The following is a 23,642-nucleotide window of genomic DNA, read 5'->3' as shown; positions in this document are numbered from 1 at the left end:
ATAGATTAAGAATATACAAGCTGTAAGCCCTTTTTAATAATACAGATTATGAAATTTGTCGGTGGTCAGATGGCTCATTATATGAGGGACAGAGACTTTAAAAGAAACTACAAGATTCTATTTAAGTATTTGATCTTTCTAGGATTTGTTATTGGAATTTATTCCATTCTGTTCCATTTTATAATGGAGTTTGAAGGACAACATCATTCATGGGTCACTGGTTTTTATTGGACACTTACCGTTATGAGCACCCTTGGCTTTGGTGACATAACCTTTGCATCCGATCTTGGTCGCATTTTCAGTATTGTGGTTTTGCTTTCGGGTATATTTATGTTAATGATCGTTTTGCCTTTTGCATTTATTAGGCACTTTTATATCCCTCTTTTAGAGTCGAGAAAGAATAACAAGGTGCTTCGTGAAGTGCCTGCTGGAACAAAAGACCACATCTTGATCTGTTCTTACGATGTGATAGCAAGAGATCTTACGGAGCGATTAAAACAGGAGGACATTCCATTTTATGTCATTGAGAACCGTATGGAAAATGCGCTTAAAAATCACGATGACCAGGTTCCTGTACTATTTGGGGAATTAGATAATGAAGAAACCTATATCCTTGCCAATATAAAGGATGCTAAATTAGTGCTAGTCAATAGAGATGATTTTTTAAATACCAAGATTATTCTCACGATACGCGAAATAGCCCCTGAGATTCCCATTGTTGCCATTGCTACCAATATTGAATCAGTAGACGTACAGCAACTCAGCGGCGCCAACCATGTGCTACCAGTAAAAAAGTGGCTTGGAGAGCAGTTGGCTAATAGGGTAAACACACAGCATGCAGAATCACATGCGATAGGTCAATATGAAGATTTATTGATCGCTGAGTTGCCCGTCCATAATACGCCTTTGGCTTCACAACGGATCCGTGAAACTGGATTAAGACAAAAATTTGGGGTGAGTATTGTAGGAATTTGGGAGCGTGGAAGATTACAACCTATTAAAGGTGATGAAATACTGACCTATGATAGTGTGCTGGTAATCATAGGTAACAAAGAACAGCTCCATAAGATTGATGAGCTTTTTAATGATTATAGTATTAACCCCAATCCTGTACTGATAATTGGGGCTGGTAAGGTTGGTTTGTCGGCAGCCAAAGCGTTGCATAAAAACGGAGTTTTGGTGAATGTAGTTGATAAAGATCCAGAGGTATGCAAAAAGGTAAGGCCCTATTGTCATCAGGTATTCTCAGGGGACGCGTCTGATTATCAAATTCTAAAACGAGCAGGAATTCTTGAAGCGCCCTCGGTATTGCTTTCTACCCATGATGACACCACCAATATTTATTTGGCCTCTTATTGTCGTCGACTTAATAACGACGTACGCATTGTGAGCCGTATTTCGGAAGCTCGAAATGTAGATATAATGCAAAAGGCTGGGGCTGATTTTGTATTGAGTTATTCTACCTTAGGTTCTGAAGCCGTTTTATCCATTTCTAAAGGTCAGGAACTCACCGTTCTAGGGGAGGGTTTCACTTTATTTATCATCCCCATTCCAAAATCTTTAGAAGGGTTAACTCTTTCCCAATCTAAGATAGGCACTAAGACTGGCTTATCTGTGATTGCCATTAAAGAAAATTCTGAAGCGAAAACATTACTATCGGCATCTACTGTACTCCCTCATGGCGCGGAAATAGTAATGCTTGGAAACATCGAAATGAAACATAAATTCAATAAGATATATGTTAACACCAATTAATAGCCGTAATGTTATCTTGCCCCAAGACCTTTATGTTTCTAGCCTAGTACCCAGTCAATTTGTTTTTGCAACAAGGTATTTATATACGCTTAGGTACTAGAGAGGCATAGTCCAATTCGATTAGGAGGCAGACCGGTCTATTATGATTGTAGGAAGTTATTTTTTGCATACCATCATCCAATGTCTTTCATTTGGATTTTTTTCAGGTTCGTTAATTTCCTTTAATTCTATTATGTTATAATCTTCAAATTCTTCTTTTACAGATGCTTCGTCATAGAAGTAAAGGTTTGGTCCTTGTGGAGTATGGAAGGTGTTTTTACTCACTTCCTCTCCCACACCATATCGCTTATCGCTTGTAGACAATGCAACAAAAACCATTAATCCATTAGGAATTAACTGTAAAAAACAGTCTTGTAGAAGTTTTGTTCTGTCGGCTTTGTCCAAAAGGTGAATAAGAGAATAACAATAGATTGATTCGTAGCGACCTGAATCAAATGGCATATCAGTAACAGAACCGCAGTGTACTATTGCATCACTTCCAAAATACTTACGAGCTCTTTCAATTGCGGTTTTAGAGATTTCAATTCCTGAAACGTTAACTCCTTTATCATAAAACACTTTTGCATTTCTTCCATATCCGAACCCTGGAATTAATACGCTTTTAATTTTGTTTTTCTGAAATAGCTTAAGGACATTAATCGCATTATCAGTTGGATTCTCTCCCCACATTTTTTCGTTACCCTTATAAGCAGAATCCCAAAATTCAGTCATTTTTAGATTTTTTTTACACGATTTATTTTTGGATTATGGTCGGATTTTCAGAAGTTGACCAGAACACGCAAATACCTATAGCCATGGTGTGGTCTTCGTTTTTATTATCCGAGTTGTTGTGTTTCGAAATTTACCATCCAGTTGATGCCGAATTCCATCATTTATTATCTCTGATTTTGGCATAAATCATTGTTGTTCTTATTACACGCTGTCCGAGACATTTATAAATGGTATTTCAGCCTTTGTTCTTTAGGTAAATCAGACCTGTAATAGGTTTCTGTTCTTAGGACCTTTGTATATTTTATCAGGATACTTCCGTTACCTCAATTTTGTCGATTCTCCATTTTCCATTCACATTTCGAATTAAAACAATTCCGCTAAAACCATAAAGTTTCCCGCATCCGAATCCGCTTATGAAAACTCCAAATTTTTTAGTCCGGTCAAATTGAATTCGTGAATAACCAGTTGTTCCGGATAAATGAAAATCGTACTTTTCATTCCAGATATCATTATTCGCAGGAAATTCAGAGCGGTATTTTAACATGAATTCCCCATCGTGATTTAATTATGAAATGGTAATTTTATAAGGCTTATTCTTATTAATCCCACCTATTTCTATAGCGTATTCTTTTTAAAATTCGATGAATTTCTTTCTTGCCCGTTCATCAAAATTATATGTGCTATCTGCAATGGCAACAATTAATTTTGTGGTATCCTTTTCTAATATAGCCTTACGTCTTTCATAAAATTTAATAAATTCTGTTTCACTCCATTCGATTTTTGAGGAATCATTTAGTTCAAAACCCGATGGTGGCGGTGGAGGTGGAGGTGGTGCCATTCGCGTATCATAATGACCTGAATCAAGCAAAGCCGGAAAAATCTCATTTGCAACTGACCTTTCAAATTCTAAATCGGACTGTTTATTAATACAGCCCATCAAGAACAGAATTGTAAAAAATATCACTAATGTCTGTTTTGCGGTCATATGGATTGTATTAAACAGCTGAATGAACTGCTCGGGAAAGCGTACTTAGTCCCTGTCAGCCCATACTGCACCTTATGCCAGTAGGTAACCTGATAACAATTTCCCTCCCCAATTTTTATAAAGCATGTTAGCAGTTCGGTTTTATTTCTTTGTATATTCAGATAGATAAGTGCCCTTTCTGAGAATGAGCTTATCCTTAGTTAATTTTTCAATAATGTAGGTTACAGTGTCTATAGAGGATGTACCATTTCCTAGACTCTCGATCGTGAATGTAATTTGATTCCCTTTAACCTTCCAATTTTTATAGAGAAGCGTTTTCATATTATCGGATCTTGCAGTACCATTTTTAAAAATAGTAAAATGTAATGCCGATTTAGAGGTGTCTTTCCAAGACCCAACAAGAAACTCTTTTTCAACTATTGATTCCTCTATTTTGGAACTCTCTTCGTTTTTAGTGGTACTTTTTCTGTCATTTTTACAAGAACCCAATAAGAGTACCCCGACAATTAAAAATAAGATGTGCATTACCTTCGCCTTGGTCACTAATTTTTTCATTTTTATGTTATTAAATATTATTTCCTTTTTCGGACTATTACCCGCCGTTTTTAAGTGAATCAAAATGAATGCCAATATTCAGATATTGTGACTAGCTACTATATCTGGATAATGAAAGTAACTAATATAACTCTTATTTCATTAGGACCTCTGCGTTTTCCTAGAGGCTCCCAGGTCTGTTGTGAGATATATTGGTATTCAACTTTCTCTGTTTTCTTTACTGTGTAGTGCCTGATTATAAGAATATTATTCAAAAAAAGTAATTACAAGTAATGGATAATATGATTTTATCTTCAGTCTAACTACTAATAGTAACAAGGGTAGCCAAAGTGAAGTTGCTTGAGGGAGATTTTTAAATATGATAATCAATTATGTGTGTAATTTCAGATAAAATAAAATTTTGTATCTGTATTGAATCTAATATAGATATTTATGAACTCAACCAGTATTGGGTTTTATTTAGATACGACAAAGACAAATGTAGTCACTATGGGGCAGGTGATGTTACCATTCGAAATGTATTTTCCTAAAAATCATGGGGAGAACGAACTTAGGATCTCCAAAGCGCTTTCAGAAAGAAACACTTTCGATAAGGAAATCACCTTTAAAGAAAAGGACAGGCTACAAATTGTATTTAACAATAATAGTGAAAGCATCGAAGAAGTAATGGAGTTTGAATTTGAGTAAAAATCTGATACCTGGCTCAGTCTTGTTGACGGAGAACCTTTTTATCGTTCTAATAACTACGATGAAATAAATTCAAGGGAATTAAAAGAGGTGTATTCATAAACTTAAATTTATATACATCTGGTTTTAGGTTTAAAAATAACTGATAATTAGTGGTTTGGGGAGGATCTTCATCTAAACCTAATGGTAATTTCTAGGGGGAGCATCGGTTTTCGTAGTTGGGTGATCTTTTTTATAAATAAGCTGTGACTGTTTAAAAAATTACAAATTAGTGTAAGTTGTTGTAAAGCGCGACTGGAAAAATTGGATGCGACCCGCCGTATACCTTGCCTGTCGGGCTTATCCAAATTCTTGATGAATACGGAGGTTGAGAGTAGTACTTTAATGTTATTTAGGGACGACTAAGCCTATTCGATTAGCGGGTGCTTTTTATTTTATTGATTTTTCCATTTCATATACATCCAGACCCTTTCCCCAATAATTCTTTTCATTTTGAATAATGCTGAAATCAAATTTTTCAAAAAACTTATATGCATGTTGAGATGTGGTTACAATAAAATTTTCTACTCTTTTATCTTTACTTAATATTTTTAAACAATATTCTACTGACTGTTTTCCTAATCCTTTTCCAGAGTAACTTAGGTTAAAGAAAATCCACGTAATTCGTCCAGATTTATCCTTTTTTTGTAGTAACTAAAATAATGGGTATTTAATTAAGACCTCCAATTTCGTTTAACCCATAGTTATAATAATTCTAAACTCAATATGGGAAGTAAGCTAGTGTAGTCTGCCTATAAAATGGGAGTTGATAAAATCTAAATCAAGAAATTGTAAAAACGAAAAACTCATTGTTATCTAGGTTTTGCAGTATGTTTTAGAGTGGTTATTTTGCGAGGTTATTTCCCGATACAGAAAGTGACGAACCCATATTTTACAGGGGTTCCCATGCTTCGAGGTACACATGGGGTACAAAACTTCATTTCTAGATTTCAACTAAAAACGATACTTACCTTATTTTCAGGATCTTATGTGAATCGAGAGATTTAGGAATAAATAAATAACATAATGCCATATGAGCCGATAACAATTTGAAATGGTCTCATGTAATACAATTGTCAACTATTGAAGTATTATATCACTATCAATATTTAATTTTTGATGTAAGGCTTTGGCAACGTTCAAAGTAATCTCTCTTTTGCCGTTTAAGTAATCACTTATTCTCGAGGCGCTTGTACCTAAGAGAGTTGCTAAATCCTTTCTTTTAAGTCCCATTTCAAACATACGTAGTTCTATCATTTCCTGTAAGGTAGGCAAGCCGATGGGGAAATGAATTTCTTCGTATTGTTCGATAATATCGGTAATCTCTAGAAATTCTTTTGCCAAAGGGTTATCCGCTGACATATTATCATCCACAACATCTATCAACTCTTCTAATCGAAGATTTGCTTTTACATATGCTTCGTGTGTAATTGATTTTCCCATTTCTTTATAACTTATCTATATTCTTAATTTTGTCGTAATCCCGGTGATTGCCAACCCACCTAATTAGGACTTTCTTAAATTTAAACCGTACAATAGCCACTATCCGATAATGATTTCCTTTTACGTTAAAAACAAATCTCCCGTTTCCCACACTATCAGCTGAATTGAACGTGTTTTTTAAATCGGCAAAACTATCCCATTCAGCCTTGTTTGTTTTTTTATACCAATCTTGCAGTGCTACTTTAGCATTGGTTTCTTTCGAAAAATACTCTCTTAGTTTTTTAAATGAAATAACGTGCACTTGATATAATGTTCAATTTAAACGTAAAGGTACTATATAAATTACATTTATGGATATTTATTTCCAATAAATGTAATTATCTGTGTTAACTCCCCAAATCCTACCGCAGAACTTTTGCGATTAGTACCTGTTAGGTATTTATCTTATCTCGGTAAGATAAACCCGCCTCGCCATCAGACATGCTTGCCCGTACTATTTAGGCGGGCCATCCCGTGCTATTCAGGGAGGTCGTTAGGTAAAAATTAGATAGGGGAAAGCAATAAAAACTCAAAATAATACCATATGAGCCAATTATACCTCGTAATCGGCTCATATTTTCACTATATTTGAGCCGATAACAACTTTAAATTGGCTCATGCAATACAATTGGCAACATAAAAACTGGCCTAATTTCGCCTATGATGCATCAATAATTGATGAACTCGTTTTAGAATTTGCTTTGGAAACTGGTGAAGTGAAAGGTTTAATTGATGGCTTAACCAAAGAAGAACAACAAGAAGCCATTCTTCAATTTATGATCAATGAAGCCATAAAGACCTCGGAAATAGAAGGGGAGTATCATAGTCGACAGGATGTGATGTCGTCCATCCAAAACCGTTTGGGGATTCATGCTGTATCATCTAATATCAGAGATATTAAAGCCAAAGGTATTTCAGAACTGATGGTTGAAGTTCGTGAAAATTATGCAACGGAGTTATCAGAAACCCTAATTATAAACTGGCACCAGATTTTATTTTCAAACGCTCGTACTATAAAAATAGGAACCTATAGAACTGGAACGGAACCTATGGTTATTATTTCCGGTAGTATTGGTAAGGAGGTTGTTCATTACGAAGCTCCCCCATCAGAATTACTAAAAAAGGAAATGACTCAGTTTGTCAATTGGTATAACGCTTATAGTGTAGACTCCAATAACATTAAAGAGAGTTTAATCAAAACAGCTATTGCACATTTGTACTTTGAGTCGATACACCCGTTTGAAGACGGCAATGGTCGCATAGGTCGTGCAATAGCTGAAAAATGTCTCTCGGAATCATTAGGGCGACCGCTGATTTTGAGTATCTCCACCTCCATAGAGAACGACAAAACGGCATATTACGATGCTCTTAAGCAGGCCCAAAGAACATTGGATATTACTGAGTGGATCCGGTATTTCACTCAAACTATTTTGAATGCTCAAAAACAGGCCAAGACCATTATAAGGTTCACCCTGAAAAAGGCCAAGTTTCTAGATAAATATAAATCGAAATTAAACGATCGTCAAATAAAGGTAATTATGAAAATGCTTGCTTATGGCATTGAAGGATTTAAGGGGGGGATGACGGCTAAGAAATATATGGCCATCGCCAAAACTTCCAAGGCAACTGCTACCCGAGATTTGCAGGATTTGGTTGAAAAACAATGTTTTCTACCAATGGGTGCTGGACGGGGAGTGCATTATGAATTGAATTTGAAAAAGTTTTAAAATGCCTAGGCCAAATTATCACTTTGACAGAAAATCACCCCCAAATCTTACCCAAGAACTTTGCGCCTGGTTCCTGTCGGATTTTTGTAGTGTTCGGGCAGATAAACGTATAGCAAAAATCGGATAGGGCGCATCTATCTTACTTGCGTTCATGAAAGTTTGATTCATTCTCTTTAAACCTTTTCTTCTCCAGGATTAATCGCTTCTTTTTGGGCTCTTCCATTTCGAACAAGGATGTTAACATCTCCACGGTGGGCTTAGTTTGTGTCTTTTCAATATTCCTCAGGATGGCGATAAGAGCATTCATCCGTTTTGTTAATGTTTGTTCAATAGTCCTTCCAGTGGGACCATATATTTCTTTAGGGGAGATTTCGTTATAGTAGAAAAAGTCGAGCATAGTAGCCATGGCTTCCGTATGGGATTTAAAATGAGTGCATGAGAATTTCTGGAAACGTTTGACGGTTTCCCTCTTAAACGAATACTTTTAAACGAGTCCATAATTTTATGTTTTGACGCAAATTATTCCCTAAACATGGGGGTTTACAGGGCATTTGACGCAAATTGGTAAAATCCGAAAAATTAATATATTTGCAAATTCCTGACAATCAACACTTTGAGTGCTAAAATAAATACGTAACGCGGCTTTGCCCGTTACCCTCTTGCTATTCCTAATCGCTCACACTTCGGTGTTCGCATTAGCTTTTTGGAAAATAAGGCTCATCATGGATAACTACCTTATCAGATCATTTTTTTGTGCGGTCCACCACGCATTCACATCTTTAAAATTCTCGTATATATATGATCTGTCTTTACAATACTGTTGTTGCTGCATTATCAGGGTAGCAGCATTTTTTCCTGCGGAGTCATTGTCTAGATAAAGGGCAATGGACTCATAGGGTTTAAACATTTCAAACGTTTTAAATAAAAAGCCTAAAGAGTTTAATATTAAAAGATCATACTTTTCTAATAGTTGTTTGTCTCGCTCTATCAGGCTCAACATATCGAACATGCCCTCGGTAACGATCAGCCTACTATTTCCGTTCTTGAGGTGAGTGACATCTTTTGGGGAGCTGGAATTCTTATAGTATTTGTTCCGCAGTTCCCAACCTCCGGAGTTGTTCGCTAACCCTATGGCGAAATACATCTTGTCCTTAAACCTATAATGGACTTCCTTGCACAGTTTTCTGGCAGTAAAGATGGAAATCCCTCTTTTCATTACATATTCCCCTAGCGCAAAATGGCCCAGTTCCTTAACATACTTTATCTCGATCTTATCCTGTTTATCCTCTTTTAAAAGGGGCTGTTGAAAAGAAAAAGAGATTTGATCTTTTTGGAACCAATCCAACGCTTCCCTTACCGAGGTTTTGTTGACCAGGCAAATAAGATCAATTACATTTCCCCCTTTCCCAATTCCGTGGTCGTACCAACGGTTCAGTTTCTTGGATACCTTAAAAGAGGCTTGGGTTTCTGAGCGGAACGGACTCAGGAACCAAGCTTCTTTATCAGATTCTTTGGTTGGAAAGTGCCCTAGTTTTGCCAGCGCTTTTTCGATGGGAAAAGCCCGGGCTCTTTCACACGTCAGCTTAATAGTTCTTTCTTTTTTCATCTGCAATTATCTTTTTTTTACGTTTTCTCTTACCTTCTTACCTAAGTCCCTATTTATAAGGGATGAGAGCTTGGGTAGGTAATTTTTTCATCTTACCTATCTTACCCTAATAGGTAGGATAGGTAAGATCTAGGTAACTTGGGGTTAATACATCTTACCTATGGAAGCTCCCGCAGTTAGGGCGGTCATGGCCTGTTAGGTAACTAGGTAAGTAGAATTGCACTTTTTCTACAGTTCCAATTCCCAAGGACCTTTGGAAAACACAGATTTGGCCAGATATCCATACACCTGACGTTCGGGATGTTTCACCCGTTGGAAGTTGAATCCCGATAAGGCGCGACCTAGATTTACTTGGTTCAGTCTTACTTTCAAGATACTTAGCTTCACCAATACATCCGAGGCGGTAACGAAGTCGTTCATATCATTCGATTTTTTATAGTATTTGGAAATCAACTCTTCCTCGGTGGTCAATTTGGTATATTTTTTATTGCGTACCTCGTTCTCCCTAATATCCGTTAGTGTGAGTTCTGGATTGAAGTCAGGGTCATGATAGGTGAGGTGGTAGGCCTGTATCCAGACGTTCTTGATTTTCACTTCCTTGGAGTAGGAGAAATCTATTTTATCCATTAGCTCAAAGCACAACCAGCGTACAGATCCAGTCTCATCGTTTAGAAAGGAGGACATATTGGTAGAACCCAAAAACGAACAGATTCTGGGTAGGGTAGTGTTCTTTCGGTCATAGGGCAGGCGTTCGTTAATGAAGGTCTTGGAAAAGAAAGCCTTAAGGGCGTTCACATCCTTTTTGGTCAGTACGGCCAATTCATCTAGGTTGTAAAGAAAGTTGCGGCACAACTGGATCCTAGCATCCTTATCATTACTGATATCCTCCGCCATATAATCGGCGAGTTCTGGAGGGCAGATAAAACGGCACCAGGTAGATTTCCCTGAGCTTTGTCCCTTATGGCTAATGATCAAAGCTTGTTTGTTGAAGTAGCCCGGTTCCAATGCACATTTTATGGCACGGACCAACCATTTTTTTAAATGGTAAAGGAAAGCCTCATCATCATAGGTAGGGACGTAAGACGCTAGTTTTTGAATATGGTCTTCCCCATCCCATTTGGGGAGGGATTTAAAGTACGCTTTAATGGGATTGTATTTCGGGATGAGTTCTGACCGGATCAGGATTTCTAGTTTCCCAGTACTGATATCGACACCAGCTTTGGCAAGTTCAATAATCAGGGAATTGAGGTTCAGATAGGACCATTGAGCTCGTTTCTTGAACGATATCTGGAAATCATGGGATATCTCATTGTACATAATATCGTACTTCCCTTCCAAGTATTCAATGGTATAATCGTAGATCGTCTTTTTCTTGGCATCCTCTACCTTGTAGAGCTGCCCCTGATGGTCACCGACAATCATGGCCGTCTATTTTTTAAAGTGTGTCTCAGGGCCTCGTTCTCAATTTCGGCCTTGGATTTTCTACTGTTCTGTAGGAGCCAATTGTTCAGCTTTCTTTTTTCAAAGAAAATCATTTTTCCGTTGGGCTTGGAGTGGGGGATAGTCCCGGAGGAAGTCAGTTTGTAAAGATAGCTTCTCGATATTCCGGTATAGTCACAGGTTTCCTCAAAAGTTAACACCTCTTTATGGGCGGTTAACAGTTTTTCCAAACGATCTAAGCGATCAAAAATTAAAATAGTGTCCATTTGTTTCTCTTTTAAGATTAAGAAATGAACAAAAGCGCTTTTGTTTACCTTCTATAGGTTTGTTAAAATAAAAGTAGGTAATAGGTGAGCAGTAAGCCATGAGAAACACAAATAGTTATCCACAACCAATTGGTGTACAGGATGTTGTGTTAACTGATGTAACCTAATATAATAAGCAATATCATTTGGTATTATATGATATCATAGAAAATTAAAATATACCGATCTGCAAGGTAGTTATAATGGCAATTTTAGGGTTGAAAACAGAGTTATTAACAATTGAAAACGAGGGGATTGGAGATTTGGAGGTGGAAAAAGGGCAGATTTAGTTCAACATGCTCCCAAATAAATCATCCAGAGGGGTCAACATGCTCCAGAAAAATTTAATAATTCAACTATCTTCTTTTTCGAAGGGGGGGCAGCATACTCCATATATCCCTTGACGGGCGAGACCTGCTTGGGATGTCTGGGGAGAGGGGAAGGGTACAGTGGTGCATTCATGCATTTTATTTTGGATAAAAGGTATTCGTGAATGCTTTGGCATTTAAGAGGCGCAGTCCGTTTCTACTTAGGGGTGGACCCGTCTAATCTATTAGGAACTGGCTTTTTATTTATAGTAAGGGGTAAATTGACTTTAATAAACCTTGTTTTTTAATAATTTCGACTTCAATCCCAGATTCAGTTTTAGAAACGTAAACATTTTCTGAATTCTCCTTTTTCTGTTTATTATTCACAGCAAATAAACATTCATGAAATAATTTATTTAATGACCATGACAAAGGAAAAAAAGTAGTGGATTTTTCTTTTTCAGTCCATCTGTTACTATTTAAATCAAAATATTCTATTTCTGCCTCAAATACTCCATTTACATTGTTCTTTTCTAGAACCTTCAAAATTTTAACATGTTTTTCGTCGTAAAAATGTATTCCAGATATTTTTCCTTTTGAGACTTTTCCTTTTGTACAATGTTCAATTAATTCAATGAAATCTTTAGAAACACTTACGTCCTCTTCTGTAAACACGAAATCTTTCATTACGTCGATGTTTCTTTCTTCGCAGATCTGTTGAGCTCTTTTTGGATTTCTAAGTACAAGATTCCTATAGATTGTAGATTTTCTTCTAAGACTATAAAGGTCCTCAAAAGGTCCGTCACTTTCCAAAAAATCTATTTTGTGAAATATTGGAACTTTCATAATAGTGACGCCAACTTTCAGTCCTTGTTTGTTAGTCGTAAATGTATCCTTATGTATGTAGTATTGATATTTCAAATTGGTTTGTTGAGCTTGTGTCTAACGTAAAAATATAGCAGCATGTAGCCATACCTCAATTACTTAAAAGTATCTAATATAATATATTTTCAATAGTTTGTCTAATGACCGTTAAACCCAGCATTACAAAAAATCCAAATTCAATTTGAGAAGTAAGTTCGTAGCTTCCTTCCTTTTCTTGTAGATGATTTTGGCATAAATCTCCGTAGTTTTAATTTTTTGGTGGCCTAAACGTTTGGAAACGGTATAGATATCCGCACCATTTTCCGATTGGAATGTCAATCCCAGTATACCAATCCTGGTTATGGCAATCACAATGTTTAATGTGGTTAGGTTGTATTGCTTTAGTACGAGCGTGACGCCTGCCTGGCTGCATAGGCAGGCTCGCATCAGCAGGGAAGCCTACACATCGATCTAAAGCCATTGGCACAAAACGAAACGCTATAAGTCCCGTTCACAACAAAAGTGGCACAAATCGAACCGTTACAACTTCATCGATTTAAAGCCAGTGGCACAAAACGAACCGTTATAAGTTCAACGCTCAGCCAGAAATGGCACAATTTAAACCGATATGCCTGGCACAAACCCGACCGATAACACTGGCACAAAACGAACTGAAATACTCATAGGAGCTTGCAACCAGTGTTCTATTACCTGCACAATCGTATGATCAGATGGATATTGAACAAGTATAAAAGCTTCAAGGGAAGCAAGATTAAAGCCGTAAAATGGCTTCGATTTATTACAAAGTCATATCCAAATTTGTTCTATCATTGGGAATTGGGATACAAACTGGTCTAACTATTTAGGCCTTACCTACTGTGTGACAAGAGCCGTATGAATCGAGAGGTTCACGTACGGTTCTGTGAGAGGTTTAGGGGTGAGACTCCCCTTTACCTGCTCGACTATGAGCAGTCTTTTATCTTTATTTGTCAGCAAAATAATCTACCCAAAAATCTTTTACCTTATCAATTTCATTTTCAAAACTTAATTTGTTTCCGTCCTCCAATTCAATCTCTAAATAAGTTATATCAAAATCAGAGCTAAAATCACTTGAGAAATCTCCTTTATGCTTTTTAGTATTCCTTAGATTTGCTTTTGGTCTGCGCAAATTTTTATGCTTTTTAGCATTCGCTAAATCGTGCATAATTTTTAATGATTGGCAATTCGGATAAAGCGTTTCTCTAAAATCTCCAATTTTATCAAAATTATGGATTGATTTATAATCTTCAAATGCCCAATCGACGAGATGCCAAGCAGAATTAGCCAAATTACTCGCCTTTTTTATTGAGGTTTCGTCATCTTTATATTCGGCATATTCTTCTAAAAATTCTTGATACTTATCTTTTGCGGTATCCGTTCCAAATGTTAATGAGCCCATATATTCAAAAATTAAGACAGTTCATTATGTTGGCAGAAAATATGTTCCATTTGACCATTTATTTCGACTTTGGCGAAATAGTCGAAATTTCCTTTAAAGTTCGGCTCATCAATAAAACCGTCTTTATAATCAACTTTTCTTTTGATTATTGTTACTTCTTCTTTATTCCCGTTCGGTGTCGTGAATATTAATTTTTGTCCTACTGAATATGTCATATTTTTTACTTTATGATTGTTATTTTTCAGATTGCTCACAACGTATGGGTATAATAACAAGTTACTACCCCCCCCCATTTTTAAGAAGTAACTAACATAGGTCTTATTTCGTATAACAATCCATTGATTGTTGGAAAGTAATTAACAATCAGATGTTTATAAACAAATTGTGTGAGGGTAAATTGGAACAGAAAGTTCGTAAGGCATGCAGATTGGGAATTCTATCTTATGAAATATTTTCTTTTGAATCCTTATGGTATTACATCAAATCCAAATTCAATTTGAGAATTAAGTTCGCGGCCTCCTTCATTTTCTTTTTAATGATTTTGGCATAGATCTCCGTAGTTTTAATTTTTTGGTGGCCTAAACGTTTGGAAACGGTGTAAATATCTGCAAAATTTTCTGGTAGAATTATGAACCCCTTTATACCAGTCTTGGTTACGGTTATCACAATGTATAAAGTGGTTAGGTTGAATTTTTTTAGTACGAGCTTGAAGCCTGTCTACCGACATAGACAGGCTCGCACCAGCGAGGACCGGACCTGTCTAGTAGATTGTATGCAATTATTTTGCGTAAAATTCAACGAATGAATCCCTAAAACATATTAACGCCTCGGGATAGCGTTTTATTACTTGTTTTTTAGCTCTCTTATAATTAGGTGGTATAATTCTTTGGTAATCAGAAACTTCGGAATCTTTAATTTTTCGATGTTCCAAATTATTTCTGCAATCATATAGATTGTCCATTATTCTCCCTGCTTTTTCAGCATCATTTTTCTTTTGATTAATTTGAATATATCTCGACCTTTCGGTTCCTGCATCACCTTGTTTTTCTGGTACTTCATTGATAATTTCTTGAAGGTAATGCAAAGCTAAGTGGTCTGTAAATCGGATAGCATTTTGAAGCCAAGAATACAATGATGAATTTTCTTCAAGTTTTTTAATCGAAGAAAAAGTATTAATACAATTCGTTGCATCACTCTGTGCAACTTCATAGACTGGTGCGGTTAGTTTTTCTTCAAAATCAAAGGCAATTTCGCTGTCAATTACATCTTCATAGAAATAAACAAAAGAATCTTCTTCATTTATACGGTATGATTCCTTTTCTTTTTCTATAAGTCCAATTGCAATAAGTTTATTAGTTGCATTAAGTTCCTCACCTTTACTTATAGAGTTCTTTATGTTATCAAGGGTTTTTAAATAATCCATTATAGAAACCAAGTTTTTAAGTTATCAATTGGGATATTTAAATGCTTTTGATGTATCAAATTAAGAATCGTTTCTTGCACATAAATTTCAGGTTCTGATTTTATTAAATATGTTAGAGAATCTGCAATTTGAGAATTAACCTTTATCTTTTCTACCAACATTTTATAATAGCCTAATCTTACTAGAGGGCTTTTTTCATCATTAATTTTTTTTATAATAGAGTTAATTTTTGAACTGTTAAAATTGATAGTTTTACCATACACAGCAAGTAATTGATATTTCACCCATTCGTAGTCTTTAAAATCATTCAATAATTTATTGAACTCAGAGTGGTAATCACTCAAATCAATATAATAAGTCAAATTCCAAATAAGATTGTTTGCTTTCCAATGAATTCGTGAAATTCCAAACAGCCAAATGTCAACCATTTTGTAGTCAGGAATTTTGTCATCCATATCAATTAGATTTTTGCTTACCAATCTCCATTTTTGTGCTAGAGTTAAAAATCTCCTAACGAGTTTAACATCTGTTAAAAAAGAAGATTCTAGAATATTTTCATTTTTTGTTTCGGAGTAAATATCTAATAATTCATCCTCAATTTGACTAATAGCTTGATAGTAAAAGTTTAAAGCTTCTCTTTTATTTAAGGCTTTAATGTTTTTCTCTTCATCACCACTTATTTGAGTTGAATCGTGTTCTAGAATGTCTACATCAATTTCTTTAGATTTTTTATTCTTCTTAATTTTTATTCCAGAAGAATCAAGTAATCTGCCTTTTTCACTTTCTGAGTGCTCCACCTCTTGTATCGAGGTTTTTTTAATATTTATAGAAAGAGATTTACTTTTAAGATGCCTATCAAAACTTATTAAAGCTGAACTAAGATTACTTTTATTAGAATCGTAAATTCTTATATCATCCATAAACCTAAAATAGGTCAAGCCATTTTTCATAGCCAACCTATCTAGGCTGTCTAAAATTAGGTTTGCGAAAAAATAAGAAGCAGCTGGTCCTTGTGGTATACCGACACCAATAGTTTCAGAATCTCTAGTGCCAGACCAGAAATTCAGGCAATTACTGAATAATTCTAATATATCTTTATCTATTTGAAAATTATTAAGTTCAATAATTAAAGTAGAGTGTGGAATTGTATCAAAAAAACTAGTTATATCGGTTTCCAATCTATATTGAATAAAATGTTTATCTACTGTCTCATTTATGCTTTCTACAAAGCGATTATACAGACTAACATAGTATTCAAAAAAATAGTAATCAATTCCATCCTCTTCAAGAAGGCTTGTACCTTTTTTTACATCAGGACTAAGCACGCTACCAAATACAAAATGTCTTGTCTCAGTAAAATAATCATATGTTAATTCTGCTACATAATTTGCAATTGCTTGGTAAACAATTGCATCTTTAATTCCAAGTACCGTTTTTGTTCTTTGTGTTCCATTTATTTTAGGTTCAAAATATTTAAAAGGTCTCGTAGGGTTATATTCGCCATTATATAATTCTTCGGAAAGTTTTTTTAGATTTTGATTTAAATTAGCGCTGTAAATACTTATCCCAAAATAGTCTTTTGCATCAGTTCCAACGCTAGATATTACTCGTTCCCACGCAAGAAGTATTGAGTCTGCTGAAAAACATTTTTTAAAACCTTTACTGTTCATTAGTTATTTTGGTTTTCTTAATTGCATACAACGTATGGATATAATATCTAGTTACTACACCCTCATCTTATAGGTAACTAACATAGGCCTTATTTTATAAAATACCATATTGATAAATTAAAAATAATTAACAATCAGATGCTTATAACAAACGGTATTGAAGAAAATTTAGAATAGCAAAGTTCGGAAACGTGTAGACTTTGAGGATTCTATTTTTGGAACTATCTTAAGTTAAACTTTAAAAAATTGTTACAATAAATCCTAATTCAACTTGAGTAGTAAGTTCGTAGCATCCTTCATTTTTTTGTCAATGATTTTGGCATAAATCTCGGTAGTTAGTATTTCACGGTGTCCCAATCGTTTTGAAACGGTATAGTTATCCGCACCATTTTATAATAACAACACCTCATTGGCATGCCTGGCGGAATTAAAGGTGATGTATTTTATGATGCCGGTAAGCATGAAGCCAAGAATTTAAATTTCTTTTTCGTAATATTCTATATATTCCTTTCCGTTTGGGGTAATCGTTTTAAGTGTTAGTGTATATTTTGTGATTTCAGAAACTGTTATGTGTTCGACATCATTTTCATCCCAAAATAAACTTAGAATGTTTTTATTAAGCTCCCAAGTACCGTCAACACTACTTTCTATCCCATTGTATTCTATGCAAAAACTTCTACAAATAAAAGTAGCTGTATTATTACTATTAAATGTTATAATATCGTTTTCCGGGATTTCTCCATCACTTGTTGTTTTGCCATTCCAAGTTCCAATTATTAAAGCATCATTTTCTCTTTCATCATTATCATTACTTGAGCAACTTGTTAATATTAGAAATCCAATTAAAAGTCCGCAGATTAAATTCAGTTTTTTCATTCGTAAAGTTTGGATTTATGTTTTACTTCGTACGGATATGGTAACGAGTTGCTTCATAGCTATATTGTCTATAACTAATATAGGCCTTATTTTATTAGAACCTCCAATGTACCTCTAAATCACCACTACAACAAATCCAAATTCAACTTAATGAGTATGTTTTCGGCTTCCTTAATTTTTTGTAGAAATTTCGGCATAGATCTCCGTAGTTCTTATTTCACGGTGACCAAGACGTTTGGAAACAGTATAGATATCCGCACCATTTTCTTTTTGTATTCTAAACCCTAATATACCAGCTTTGGGTATCGTAGTCCCATTTTAAAGAGTGTATAGTTGGTATTGCTTTAGTAAGGGCGTGACACCTTTCTGTCAACATAGGCAGGCTAACACCAGCGGGGCAAATAGCCTTGCCTTGTTTTTGTTGCCCAAAATAAGCTTCCAAAAATGTTCGGCCGCCTTTTTAAAGCACTGGATATATTCTGTTTTCTAAGCCGGGCTAAATTTTCCATTACTTAAAAACAGCTTGGATTGGTTTCTTTTTGTCAAATTGGAGGCTTGTGCAGCGGTTACCGTTGTTGTGTTTAGTTCTTTTATACAGCTTCTTCTTCAACTTCCACTAATTCTGCTAATTTCAATGCTACTTTAAGCATTGATTCTTCATTGGTGTCAAGACCACTTCTTGAACCGAGTAAAGGGCTTACTTCACGAAGCTTGTCAAATGTTGTATTATGTACAATTGGAACAAGTAAATCACGTGCCAAAAGAGCTGAAAGTTCTTTTTCAGCAATTCCCTCATTTCTAACTCGTTCTATAAACGATGGCGTTACCAAAACTAACCCAACTCTTGAATTTGCTAACCCTTTATCAATCTCTCGAAGTAAAGATGAGCCTAATAAAACATCCTTTTCACTAAACCATACCGATACTCCATTTTCTTCGAGCAAATCGTGAAGTTCCTTTGCAGCACTTTTTCGGTCATCCCAAGCGTGGCAAAGAAAAACATCTCGAAGGTCAGGAATAATTGAACGTTTTTCAATGTTCTCACGAACTGGTGTTAGAGTCCGAATTTCAGTTTGTGTATAGTAAACACTAGATGTAGGATTGGACCATCTTGGTTTTCTACTTCTTGAACTTCCACCTCCGGAATTTCTACTACCATAACCACTGCTATTTGAAGAGTAAGGTAAAGTATAAGTTTGATATGAACTATATCCGCGTGAACGTCCTCCACAGGCAGGGCAGGCAGCTGCTCCGCTAGCTGTTCTGTGTCCTCTTGATGGTGCTGTGCATCTTGCCATAATTTCTTTTTTAATATGTTCGGATTTTTGGAATTAAATGCACAATGTAATGATCTAAAAACAAGTTGCTATATTTCCATCTTATTGTCAACTAACATAGGCCTTATTTGAATTAGTATCCTAGTGATTATTATAAAGTAGTTAACAATCAAATGTTTATAATCGAATAATATTGTGAAAAATTTTGAACAGCATAGATCAGAAGCCCATAAAGTTTGAGAACACTAATTTTGGTACCACTTTAAATAGGAATTTATACGAGTGTTACAACAAATCCAAATTCAACTTGGGTGATAAGTTCGCAGCTTCCTTCATCTTTTTATCAATGATTTTGGCATAGATCTCCGTAGTTCATTTTTCGCGATGTCCAAGGTGTTTGGAGACGGAATAGATATTTGCATCATTTTCTAATAACTGTAACCCATTGGTATGCCTGGAAAAAGGTAAGAAGGTGTACTCATGGATTTAATTAAGGAATTATGGTTTTCGAAAACGTTTTGGGAATTGGGATACAAGCTGGTCTAACTATTTAGGCCTACCGACTGTATGACAAGAGCCGTATGAATCGAGAGGTTCACGTACGGTTCCCTGCCCGTTCTATCCAGGCGGGTGTGAGAGGTTTAGGGGTGAGACTCCCCTTTACCTACTTGATTATGTGCTTGGTAAGGATTAGTAGAAACTACTTTTAGTTCAACAATAGAGCTATTAGCGTAGTAATAAAGGGTAATCGCAAAAATAATTAGAATACCTTTAACCCCACTATTCCTGCAACAATGAGCATTGCTGATAATAATCTTAAAACATTGGCTGAGTCGCTAAAAAAGAATATCCCAACTAATAGAGTTCCAACAGCTCCTATTCCTGTCCATACCGCATAAGCCGTACCTATAGGTATTGTTTTTTGGGCAGAAAACAATAATGCACCACTAATCGCCATAGATGTTGCAGCAAACAATATCCATCCAAGTTTATTACTTCCTGTCTGTTGAGCCATTTTTAAACCTAAGGGCCACCCTATTTCAAAAATCCCGGCTACAATCAAGAAAATCCAATTCATATTTTCATTCCTTTAAAATTTTATTGGCAAAGGTCGGAAATGAAATTGAGGGTAAATTTTACAAATGATAAAAATAATAGCTATTTACTTTATTTGTGCTCTAATTCTACTCAAACTGACTTGAGTTATACCTAAATAGGAAGCAATGTATCCTAACTGCACTCGTTGGACTAAATCGGGATTATTTTTAATCAGTTCCTTATATCTTTGCGTAGCTGTTTTGAATTGTTGTGATATAAGTTTTTCTTCGGTTCTTATAAGTTCTTTTTCTGCCAACTTTCTTCCAAAATTTGAAATACTTATATCTTCCTCAAAAAGTCTTTTCAGGTCTTCTGCTTTTAGTTCATACAGTTCACAATCTTCTAACAATTCTATGTCTTCATATCCTTTCAAATTTTCAATATAACTTTTCATAGAAATAATGGTGTCGTGTTCTTTTCCAAACCAAAAAGTTATTTCGCTGTCGGCTGTTTTAGCATAAGCCCGAACAATACCTTGTTTAATAAAGTAAATGTTCTTTTCAATTCTGTCCGCTCGTAACAAGATATGTCCCTTTGGAAAACTAACTTTGTTAATGTGCTTTTGTAGCATCTGTTTAGACGTTTCGGGAAGCGGATATATGTTGTCAAGAATTTTGTTTATTGTCGTCATTAGTACGTTGTCATTTTGGCATAGCACATAACAAGTGGATATAATATTAAGTTACTACATCTCCATTTTACCGCTATCTAATATATGTCTTATTTCTTTAGGCTAAACAATTTGTATTTAAACCACCCCTACAACAAATCCAAATTCAACTTGGGAAGTAAGTTGGCAGTCTCCCTCATTTTTTCATCTATCAGTTTGGCATAGATCTCCGTAGTTTTTATTTCGCGGTGTCCCAGACGTTTGGAGATGTTGTAGATGTCTGCAAAATTATCTGGTAGAATTATTAACCCTTATATAACACTCTTGCTTAGGCATTTACACTGAATAAAGTAGTTAGGTTGTATTGTTTTAGTACGAGCGCGACGCTCGCACCAACGGGGGTGAGAGGTTTAGATGTGAGACTCCCTTTACCTACTCGACTATCAAATATTTTTTATTCTTGTGCTTTAATTCTTCTGTTCAAATCTTTAATTTCAATTAGTAATTCAGAATTCTTTGCCTCATAACTTTTTATTAGTTCCTTTTGAGTATTTAATTCAGTATTTAGGCTTTCTACAGTATCGAATATCTTAGTTATTTCTGTTTCTAATTGTTTTGAATTTTGGGATTCAATGTAGCTGTAGCCCAAGGAAAATAGACTTATTAGAAATGCACTAATTATTCCAAATCTATTATAAAAACTATTCTTTTCCTGATTTAGTAATTCCAGTCCTTTTGGAGTTAATTTTGCGACAACAGAAATGTCATTCCGTTTAATTGGCTTTCCAGCCTCCCTTATAATCCAGATTCCCTTTTTAGACTGAATTTCTATAAAATCTCCGTCTTCGAAGAATTTTATAAATCTTTTCATTTTCAACCTTTCACGCATTTCTTTCTCTTCAGGGAAATTATGCAATAGAAATGGTCGTAACTCCACAAAATTATATGTATTGCTACTCGATTTGATGAATTTTAATAATCCGATTTCTAATTTTTGAGGCTTCACTTTAAATATTTGATAACGTTTAGACTATGATTTCGGTTTGAGAAATTCGATAGGATTTTTCAGTAATGAAATCGCGGATTAAAAGTAATGAATTTTAACTTTTGAATAATGAAAGACTAAATTATAACCCTTATTAGCTGCTGTCTTTTTTTTTTGAAATGCTTCTTCAAAAGATGTACGTTATTTTCATCTACTAAAAAAGTAGTGACTAGTCCATCAGGTTGTAATACACTAGCTCCAATATTAATACCACAACTAAATAGCATAAAATCTAATACTGATGCAAATTCTTCATCGACCCACTTTCTTGAATTTAAAGTACCTACGGTATTTACGATTAAGATTTCTGTATTTTGATTAAAAGAAGATATATAATGTGGTACTTTTTCTTTTAACATTGCACTATAAAAGATGTGTGCATTTGCCTCTAAATATTGAGGAAAACTAAGCTCGATTTTAGACAAATCTTTGAGGGGAGCCATAAAATCTGAAATCAAATTATTTTCTTCATAAACAATTGTTATGGCAATTTTTCCAAACTTCATTGACAGACAAAGAGCAGGGATATTATTGTGATACCAAAAATCTTCATCTTTACAAGGGAATATAAAAATACTCCACGGTTTAGGTTCGTTAAATTTAGTTTTAAACCGGATTGATTGGAGAAATAAGTGCAAGCTTGAATAGCTTTCTAATTCCTGAGGACTAATTACTTTTCCAAGCTTTGGATTAGTTCTGTCTACGAGTAATGACAGTTCTTTATACCTAGTAGAATATAAGATTTTTGCTGTCCATTGAAAGATTATTTTTTCATCGTCAAAAGTTAGTTCGTGAAAAGATTTATCAAGTAATAGCATAAATTTTTCTTCCAGCCGAGAAAGATGTACATTATTACATTCCGAGCAACAAGGCACAGTTAGGTTTCTATATGGAATAGCTGTTCCGTTAGTTATCGTTAGTTTTTTGTCCCACAAATCGAATTTATGTTGAAGCCACTTTGGAAAGATATGTTCAGCTGTTTTTGAATCACATTCTTTTCCACATAAAAAACAACTTACATCATCGAAAGTCTCTTCGTTAAAGTTTCTGTAGAAATTTAAGGGTGATTCCATTTTTAGATTGCAGCTTACGTATGGATATAATAATTAGTTACTATACCCTAATTTTATCGGTAACTAACATAGCCCTTATTTCCCAAAACAACCAATTGTTTGCTTAAAAGTAAATAACAATCAGGTGTTTATAACCAATTAGGATCGTTGAAGATATGCAATATCAGAGTCTAGGAAATTGCAATGAGGTTTAGAAATCTATACTATGAATCGCGTGATATTGGAACCTTTTTGTCCATTACAACAATTCCAAATTCAACTTAGGGAGTAGGTTCGCAACTTCCTTCATTTTCTTGTCAATGATTTTGGCATAGATCTCTGTAGATCTAATTTCACGGTGTGCTAGGTGTTTGGAAACAGTATAGATATACGCAAAATTTTCTGGTAGAAATATGAACCCCCGTATACCAGCCTTGGTTACGGTTGTCACAATGTATATAATTGTTAGGTTGTATGGCTTTAGCACGAGCGTGACCCCCGCACCAACGGGGGAACCTATAAGCGGCATGCCGCCTGGATATACTGGAGCATGCTGACCCCTCTAAAGCCTAATCAATAAGTAACTGCCGTTCTGGCGGATGCTGACCCCCCTTTGAAAAATAAGATAG

24 protein-coding genes and 2 pseudogenes are annotated in these 23,642 nt (G+C 35.1%); 3 read left to right on the top strand and 23 right to left on the bottom strand.

Annotated elements, in window-relative coordinates; genetic code table 11:
• The first annotated feature begins 48 nt into the window (after nucleotides 1-48).
• Nucleotides 49-1,755: a potassium channel family protein gene (locus G466_RS0110785; RefSeq protein ID WP_026813679.1), complete on the top strand. Its 1,707-nt coding sequence runs from the start codon at nucleotides 49-51 to the stop codon at nucleotides 1,753-1,755.
• A 156-nt stretch (nucleotides 1,756-1,911) separates the two neighbouring features.
• On the opposite strand, the gene G466_RS0110780 is transcribed toward G466_RS0110785, so the two are convergent.
• The 4 genes from G466_RS0110780 to G466_RS23125 form a co-directional block, all read right to left on the bottom strand.
• On the bottom strand, nucleotides 1,912-2,526 hold the full coding sequence (locus G466_RS0110780) for a class I SAM-dependent methyltransferase (RefSeq protein WP_026813678.1): 615 nt from the start codon (nucleotides 2,524-2,526) through the stop codon (nucleotides 1,912-1,914).
• A 304-nt stretch (nucleotides 2,527-2,830) separates the two neighbouring features.
• Complete coding sequence (locus tag G466_RS0110775; RefSeq protein WP_026813677.1) at nucleotides 2,831-3,070, bottom strand: hypothetical protein; 240 nt, start codon at nucleotides 3,068-3,070, stop codon at nucleotides 2,831-2,833.
• Nucleotides 3,071-3,157: 87 nt separating this feature from the next.
• Nucleotides 3,158-3,511, bottom strand: a complete 354-nt coding sequence (locus G466_RS0110770) for a hypothetical protein (RefSeq protein WP_157373854.1) — start codon at nucleotides 3,509-3,511, stop codon at nucleotides 3,158-3,160.
• Nucleotides 3,512-3,652: 141 nt separating this feature from the next.
• The gene (locus G466_RS23125) at nucleotides 3,653-4,066 is read right to left on the bottom strand and encodes a lipocalin family protein (protein WP_051315607.1); all 414 of its coding nucleotides are present in this window, start codon (nucleotides 4,064-4,066) and stop codon (nucleotides 3,653-3,655) included.
• 432 nt (nucleotides 4,067-4,498) lie between these two features.
• On the opposite strand from G466_RS23125, the gene G466_RS0110760 reads away from it, so the two are divergent.
• A complete protein-coding gene (locus G466_RS0110760; protein WP_026813675.1) occupies nucleotides 4,499-4,753 on the top strand; it encodes a hypothetical protein in 255 nt (84 codons plus the stop codon).
• Nucleotides 4,754-5,182: 429 nt separating this feature from the next.
• On the opposite strand, the gene G466_RS24710 is transcribed toward G466_RS0110760, so the two are convergent.
• From G466_RS24710 to G466_RS0110750, 3 genes are all read right to left on the bottom strand, one after another.
• Nucleotides 5,183-5,416 (bottom strand): GNAT family N-acetyltransferase, encoded by a 234-nt coding sequence (locus tag G466_RS24710; RefSeq protein ID WP_084418803.1) that lies wholly within the window; start codon nucleotides 5,414-5,416, stop codon nucleotides 5,183-5,185.
• A gap of 456 nt (nucleotides 5,417-5,872) precedes the next feature.
• Nucleotides 5,873-6,235, bottom strand: coding sequence for a helix-turn-helix domain-containing protein (locus G466_RS0110755; protein WP_026813674.1), 363 nt, complete (start codon nucleotides 6,233-6,235; stop codon nucleotides 5,873-5,875).
• 4 nt (nucleotides 6,236-6,239) lie between these two features.
• Nucleotides 6,240-6,536 (bottom strand): type II toxin-antitoxin system HigB family toxin, encoded by a 297-nt coding sequence (locus G466_RS0110750; protein WP_026813673.1) that lies wholly within the window; start codon nucleotides 6,534-6,536, stop codon nucleotides 6,240-6,242.
• Nucleotides 6,537-6,891: 355 nt separating this feature from the next.
• Here G466_RS0110750 and G466_RS0110745 point away from each other — a divergent pair, with 355 nt between their 5' ends.
• Complete coding sequence (locus G466_RS0110745; RefSeq protein WP_026813672.1) at nucleotides 6,892-8,001, top strand: Fic family protein; 1,110 nt, start codon at nucleotides 6,892-6,894, stop codon at nucleotides 7,999-8,001.
• 139 nt (nucleotides 8,002-8,140) lie between these two features.
• On the opposite strand, the pseudogene G466_RS21785 reads toward G466_RS0110745, so the two are convergent.
• The 16 genes and pseudogenes from G466_RS21785 to G466_RS24705 form a co-directional block, all read right to left on the bottom strand.
• Nucleotides 8,141-8,499: pseudogene (locus G466_RS21785) on the bottom strand (BfmA/BtgA family mobilization protein).
• A 232-nt stretch (nucleotides 8,500-8,731) separates the two neighbouring features.
• The gene (locus G466_RS0110735) at nucleotides 8,732-9,607 is read right to left on the bottom strand and encodes a toprim domain-containing protein (protein WP_026813671.1); all 876 of its coding nucleotides are present in this window, start codon (nucleotides 9,605-9,607) and stop codon (nucleotides 8,732-8,734) included.
• A 228-nt stretch (nucleotides 9,608-9,835) separates the two neighbouring features.
• Nucleotides 9,836-11,029, bottom strand: a complete 1,194-nt coding sequence (locus G466_RS0110730; protein WP_026813670.1) for a VapE domain-containing protein — start codon at nucleotides 11,027-11,029, stop codon at nucleotides 9,836-9,838.
• The gene (locus G466_RS0110725; protein ID WP_026813669.1) at nucleotides 11,026-11,313 is read right to left on the bottom strand and encodes a helix-turn-helix transcriptional regulator; all 288 of its coding nucleotides are present in this window, start codon (nucleotides 11,311-11,313) and stop codon (nucleotides 11,026-11,028) included. The genes G466_RS0110730 and G466_RS0110725 overlap by 4 nt, the downstream gene beginning before the upstream one ends.
• A 611-nt stretch (nucleotides 11,314-11,924) precedes the next feature.
• Nucleotides 11,925-12,506, bottom strand: a complete 582-nt coding sequence (locus G466_RS0110715; RefSeq protein WP_026813668.1) for an EndoU domain-containing protein — start codon at nucleotides 12,504-12,506, stop codon at nucleotides 11,925-11,927.
• A gap of 1,000 nt (nucleotides 12,507-13,506) precedes the next feature.
• Nucleotides 13,507-13,962: a hypothetical protein gene (locus G466_RS0110705; protein ID WP_026813666.1), complete on the bottom strand. Its 456-nt coding sequence runs from the start codon at nucleotides 13,960-13,962 to the stop codon at nucleotides 13,507-13,509.
• Nucleotides 13,963-14,436: 474 nt separating this feature from the next.
• A pseudogene (locus G466_RS24470) lies at nucleotides 14,437-14,592 on the bottom strand (site-specific integrase); the annotation flags it as partial.
• Nucleotides 14,593-14,740: 148 nt separating this feature from the next.
• Complete coding sequence (locus G466_RS0110690) at nucleotides 14,741-15,385, bottom strand: hypothetical protein (protein ID WP_026813664.1); 645 nt, start codon at nucleotides 15,383-15,385, stop codon at nucleotides 14,741-14,743.
• A complete protein-coding gene (locus G466_RS0110685) occupies nucleotides 15,385-17,055 on the bottom strand; it encodes an RNA-directed DNA polymerase (protein WP_026813663.1) in 1,671 nt (556 codons plus the stop codon). Before G466_RS0110685 ends, G466_RS0110690 begins: the two co-directional genes overlap by 1 nt.
• Nucleotides 17,056-17,529: 474 nt before the next feature.
• The gene (locus G466_RS0110680; RefSeq protein ID WP_026813662.1) at nucleotides 17,530-17,931 is read right to left on the bottom strand and encodes a lipocalin family protein; all 402 of its coding nucleotides are present in this window, start codon (nucleotides 17,929-17,931) and stop codon (nucleotides 17,530-17,532) included.
• 590 nt (nucleotides 17,932-18,521) lie between these two features.
• Nucleotides 18,522-19,229 (bottom strand): toll/interleukin-1 receptor domain-containing protein, encoded by a 708-nt coding sequence (locus tag G466_RS0110675; protein ID WP_026813661.1) that lies wholly within the window; start codon nucleotides 19,227-19,229, stop codon nucleotides 18,522-18,524.
• A gap of 739 nt (nucleotides 19,230-19,968) precedes the next feature.
• Nucleotides 19,969-20,286, bottom strand: coding sequence for a DMT family transporter (locus G466_RS0110670; protein ID WP_026813660.1), 318 nt, complete (start codon nucleotides 20,284-20,286; stop codon nucleotides 19,969-19,971).
• A gap of 84 nt (nucleotides 20,287-20,370) precedes the next feature.
• Nucleotides 20,371-20,937, bottom strand: a complete 567-nt coding sequence (locus G466_RS0110665; protein ID WP_026813659.1) for a Crp/Fnr family transcriptional regulator — start codon at nucleotides 20,935-20,937, stop codon at nucleotides 20,371-20,373.
• A 433-nt stretch (nucleotides 20,938-21,370) separates the two neighbouring features.
• Nucleotides 21,371-21,922 carry a hypothetical protein gene (locus G466_RS0110660; RefSeq protein ID WP_026813658.1) on the bottom strand — a complete coding sequence of 184 codons (552 nt, stop codon included), beginning with the start codon at nucleotides 21,920-21,922 and terminating at the stop codon, nucleotides 21,371-21,373.
• 116 nt (nucleotides 21,923-22,038) lie between these two features.
• The gene (locus G466_RS0110655) at nucleotides 22,039-23,034 is read right to left on the bottom strand and encodes a hypothetical protein (RefSeq protein ID WP_026813657.1); all 996 of its coding nucleotides are present in this window, start codon (nucleotides 23,032-23,034) and stop codon (nucleotides 22,039-22,041) included.
• A 238-nt stretch (nucleotides 23,035-23,272) separates the two neighbouring features.
• Entirely contained in the window at nucleotides 23,273-23,542 is a 270-nt protein-coding gene (locus tag G466_RS24705; protein WP_034235316.1) for a hypothetical protein, read from the bottom strand.
• Nucleotides 23,543-23,642: the final 100 nt, after the last annotated feature.

The organism is Arenibacter certesii DSM 19833 (genome assembly GCF_000429545.1).
Taxonomy (GTDB): Bacteria; Bacteroidota; Bacteroidia; order Flavobacteriales; family Flavobacteriaceae; genus Arenibacter; species Arenibacter certesii.
This window is presented reverse-complemented; position numbering and strand designations above follow the sequence as displayed.

Excerpts from the sequence above, each read along its gene's own strand:
- G466_RS0110785 (WP_026813679.1), top strand. The coding sequence starts at position 49 with ATGAAATTTGTCGGTGGTCAGATGGCTCATTATATGAGGGACAGAGAC.
- G466_RS0110780 (WP_026813678.1), bottom strand. The coding sequence starts at position 2,526 with ATGACTGAATTTTGGGATTCTGCTTATAAGGGTAACGAAAAAATGTGG.
- G466_RS0110775 (WP_026813677.1), bottom strand. The coding sequence starts at position 3,070 with ATGTTAAAATACCGCTCTGAATTTCCTGCGAATAATGATATCTGGAAT.
- G466_RS0110770 (WP_157373854.1), bottom strand. The coding sequence starts at position 3,511 with ATGACCGCAAAACAGACATTAGTGATATTTTTTACAATTCTGTTCTTG.
- G466_RS23125 (WP_051315607.1), bottom strand. The coding sequence starts at position 4,066 with ATGAAAAAATTAGTGACCAAGGCGAAGGTAATGCACATCTTATTTTTA.
- G466_RS0110760 (WP_026813675.1), top strand. The coding sequence starts at position 4,499 with ATGAACTCAACCAGTATTGGGTTTTATTTAGATACGACAAAGACAAAT.
- G466_RS0110755 (WP_026813674.1), bottom strand. The coding sequence starts at position 6,235 with ATGGGAAAATCAATTACACACGAAGCATATGTAAAAGCAAATCTTCGA.
- G466_RS0110745 (WP_026813672.1), top strand. The coding sequence starts at position 6,892 with ATGCAATACAATTGGCAACATAAAAACTGGCCTAATTTCGCCTATGAT.
- G466_RS0110735 (WP_026813671.1), bottom strand. The coding sequence starts at position 9,607 with ATGAAAAAAGAAAGAACTATTAAGCTGACGTGTGAAAGAGCCCGGGCT.
- G466_RS0110730 (WP_026813670.1), bottom strand. The coding sequence starts at position 11,029 with ATGATTGTCGGTGACCATCAGGGGCAGCTCTACAAGGTAGAGGATGCC.
- G466_RS0110725 (WP_026813669.1), bottom strand. The coding sequence starts at position 11,313 with ATGGACACTATTTTAATTTTTGATCGCTTAGATCGTTTGGAAAAACTG.
- G466_RS0110715 (WP_026813668.1), bottom strand. The coding sequence starts at position 12,506 with ATGAAAGTTCCAATATTTCACAAAATAGATTTTTTGGAAAGTGACGGA.
- G466_RS0110705 (WP_026813666.1), bottom strand. The coding sequence starts at position 13,962 with ATGGGCTCATTAACATTTGGAACGGATACCGCAAAAGATAAGTATCAA.
- G466_RS0110690 (WP_026813664.1), bottom strand. The coding sequence starts at position 15,385 with ATGGATTATTTAAAAACCCTTGATAACATAAAGAACTCTATAAGTAAA.
- G466_RS0110685 (WP_026813663.1), bottom strand. The coding sequence starts at position 17,055 with ATGAACAGTAAAGGTTTTAAAAAATGTTTTTCAGCAGACTCAATACTT.
- G466_RS0110680 (WP_026813662.1), bottom strand. The coding sequence starts at position 17,931 with ATGAAAAAACTGAATTTAATCTGCGGACTTTTAATTGGATTTCTAATA.
- G466_RS0110675 (WP_026813661.1), bottom strand. The coding sequence starts at position 19,229 with ATGGCAAGATGCACAGCACCATCAAGAGGACACAGAACAGCTAGCGGA.
- G466_RS0110670 (WP_026813660.1), bottom strand. The coding sequence starts at position 20,286 with ATGAATTGGATTTTCTTGATTGTAGCCGGGATTTTTGAAATAGGGTGG.
- G466_RS0110665 (WP_026813659.1), bottom strand. The coding sequence starts at position 20,937 with ATGACGACAATAAACAAAATTCTTGACAACATATATCCGCTTCCCGAA.
- G466_RS0110655 (WP_026813657.1), bottom strand. The coding sequence starts at position 23,034 with ATGGAATCACCCTTAAATTTCTACAGAAACTTTAACGAAGAGACTTTC.
- G466_RS24705 (WP_034235316.1), bottom strand. The coding sequence starts at position 23,542 with ATGCCGCTTATAGGTTCCCCCGTTGGTGCGGGGGTCACGCTCGTGCTA.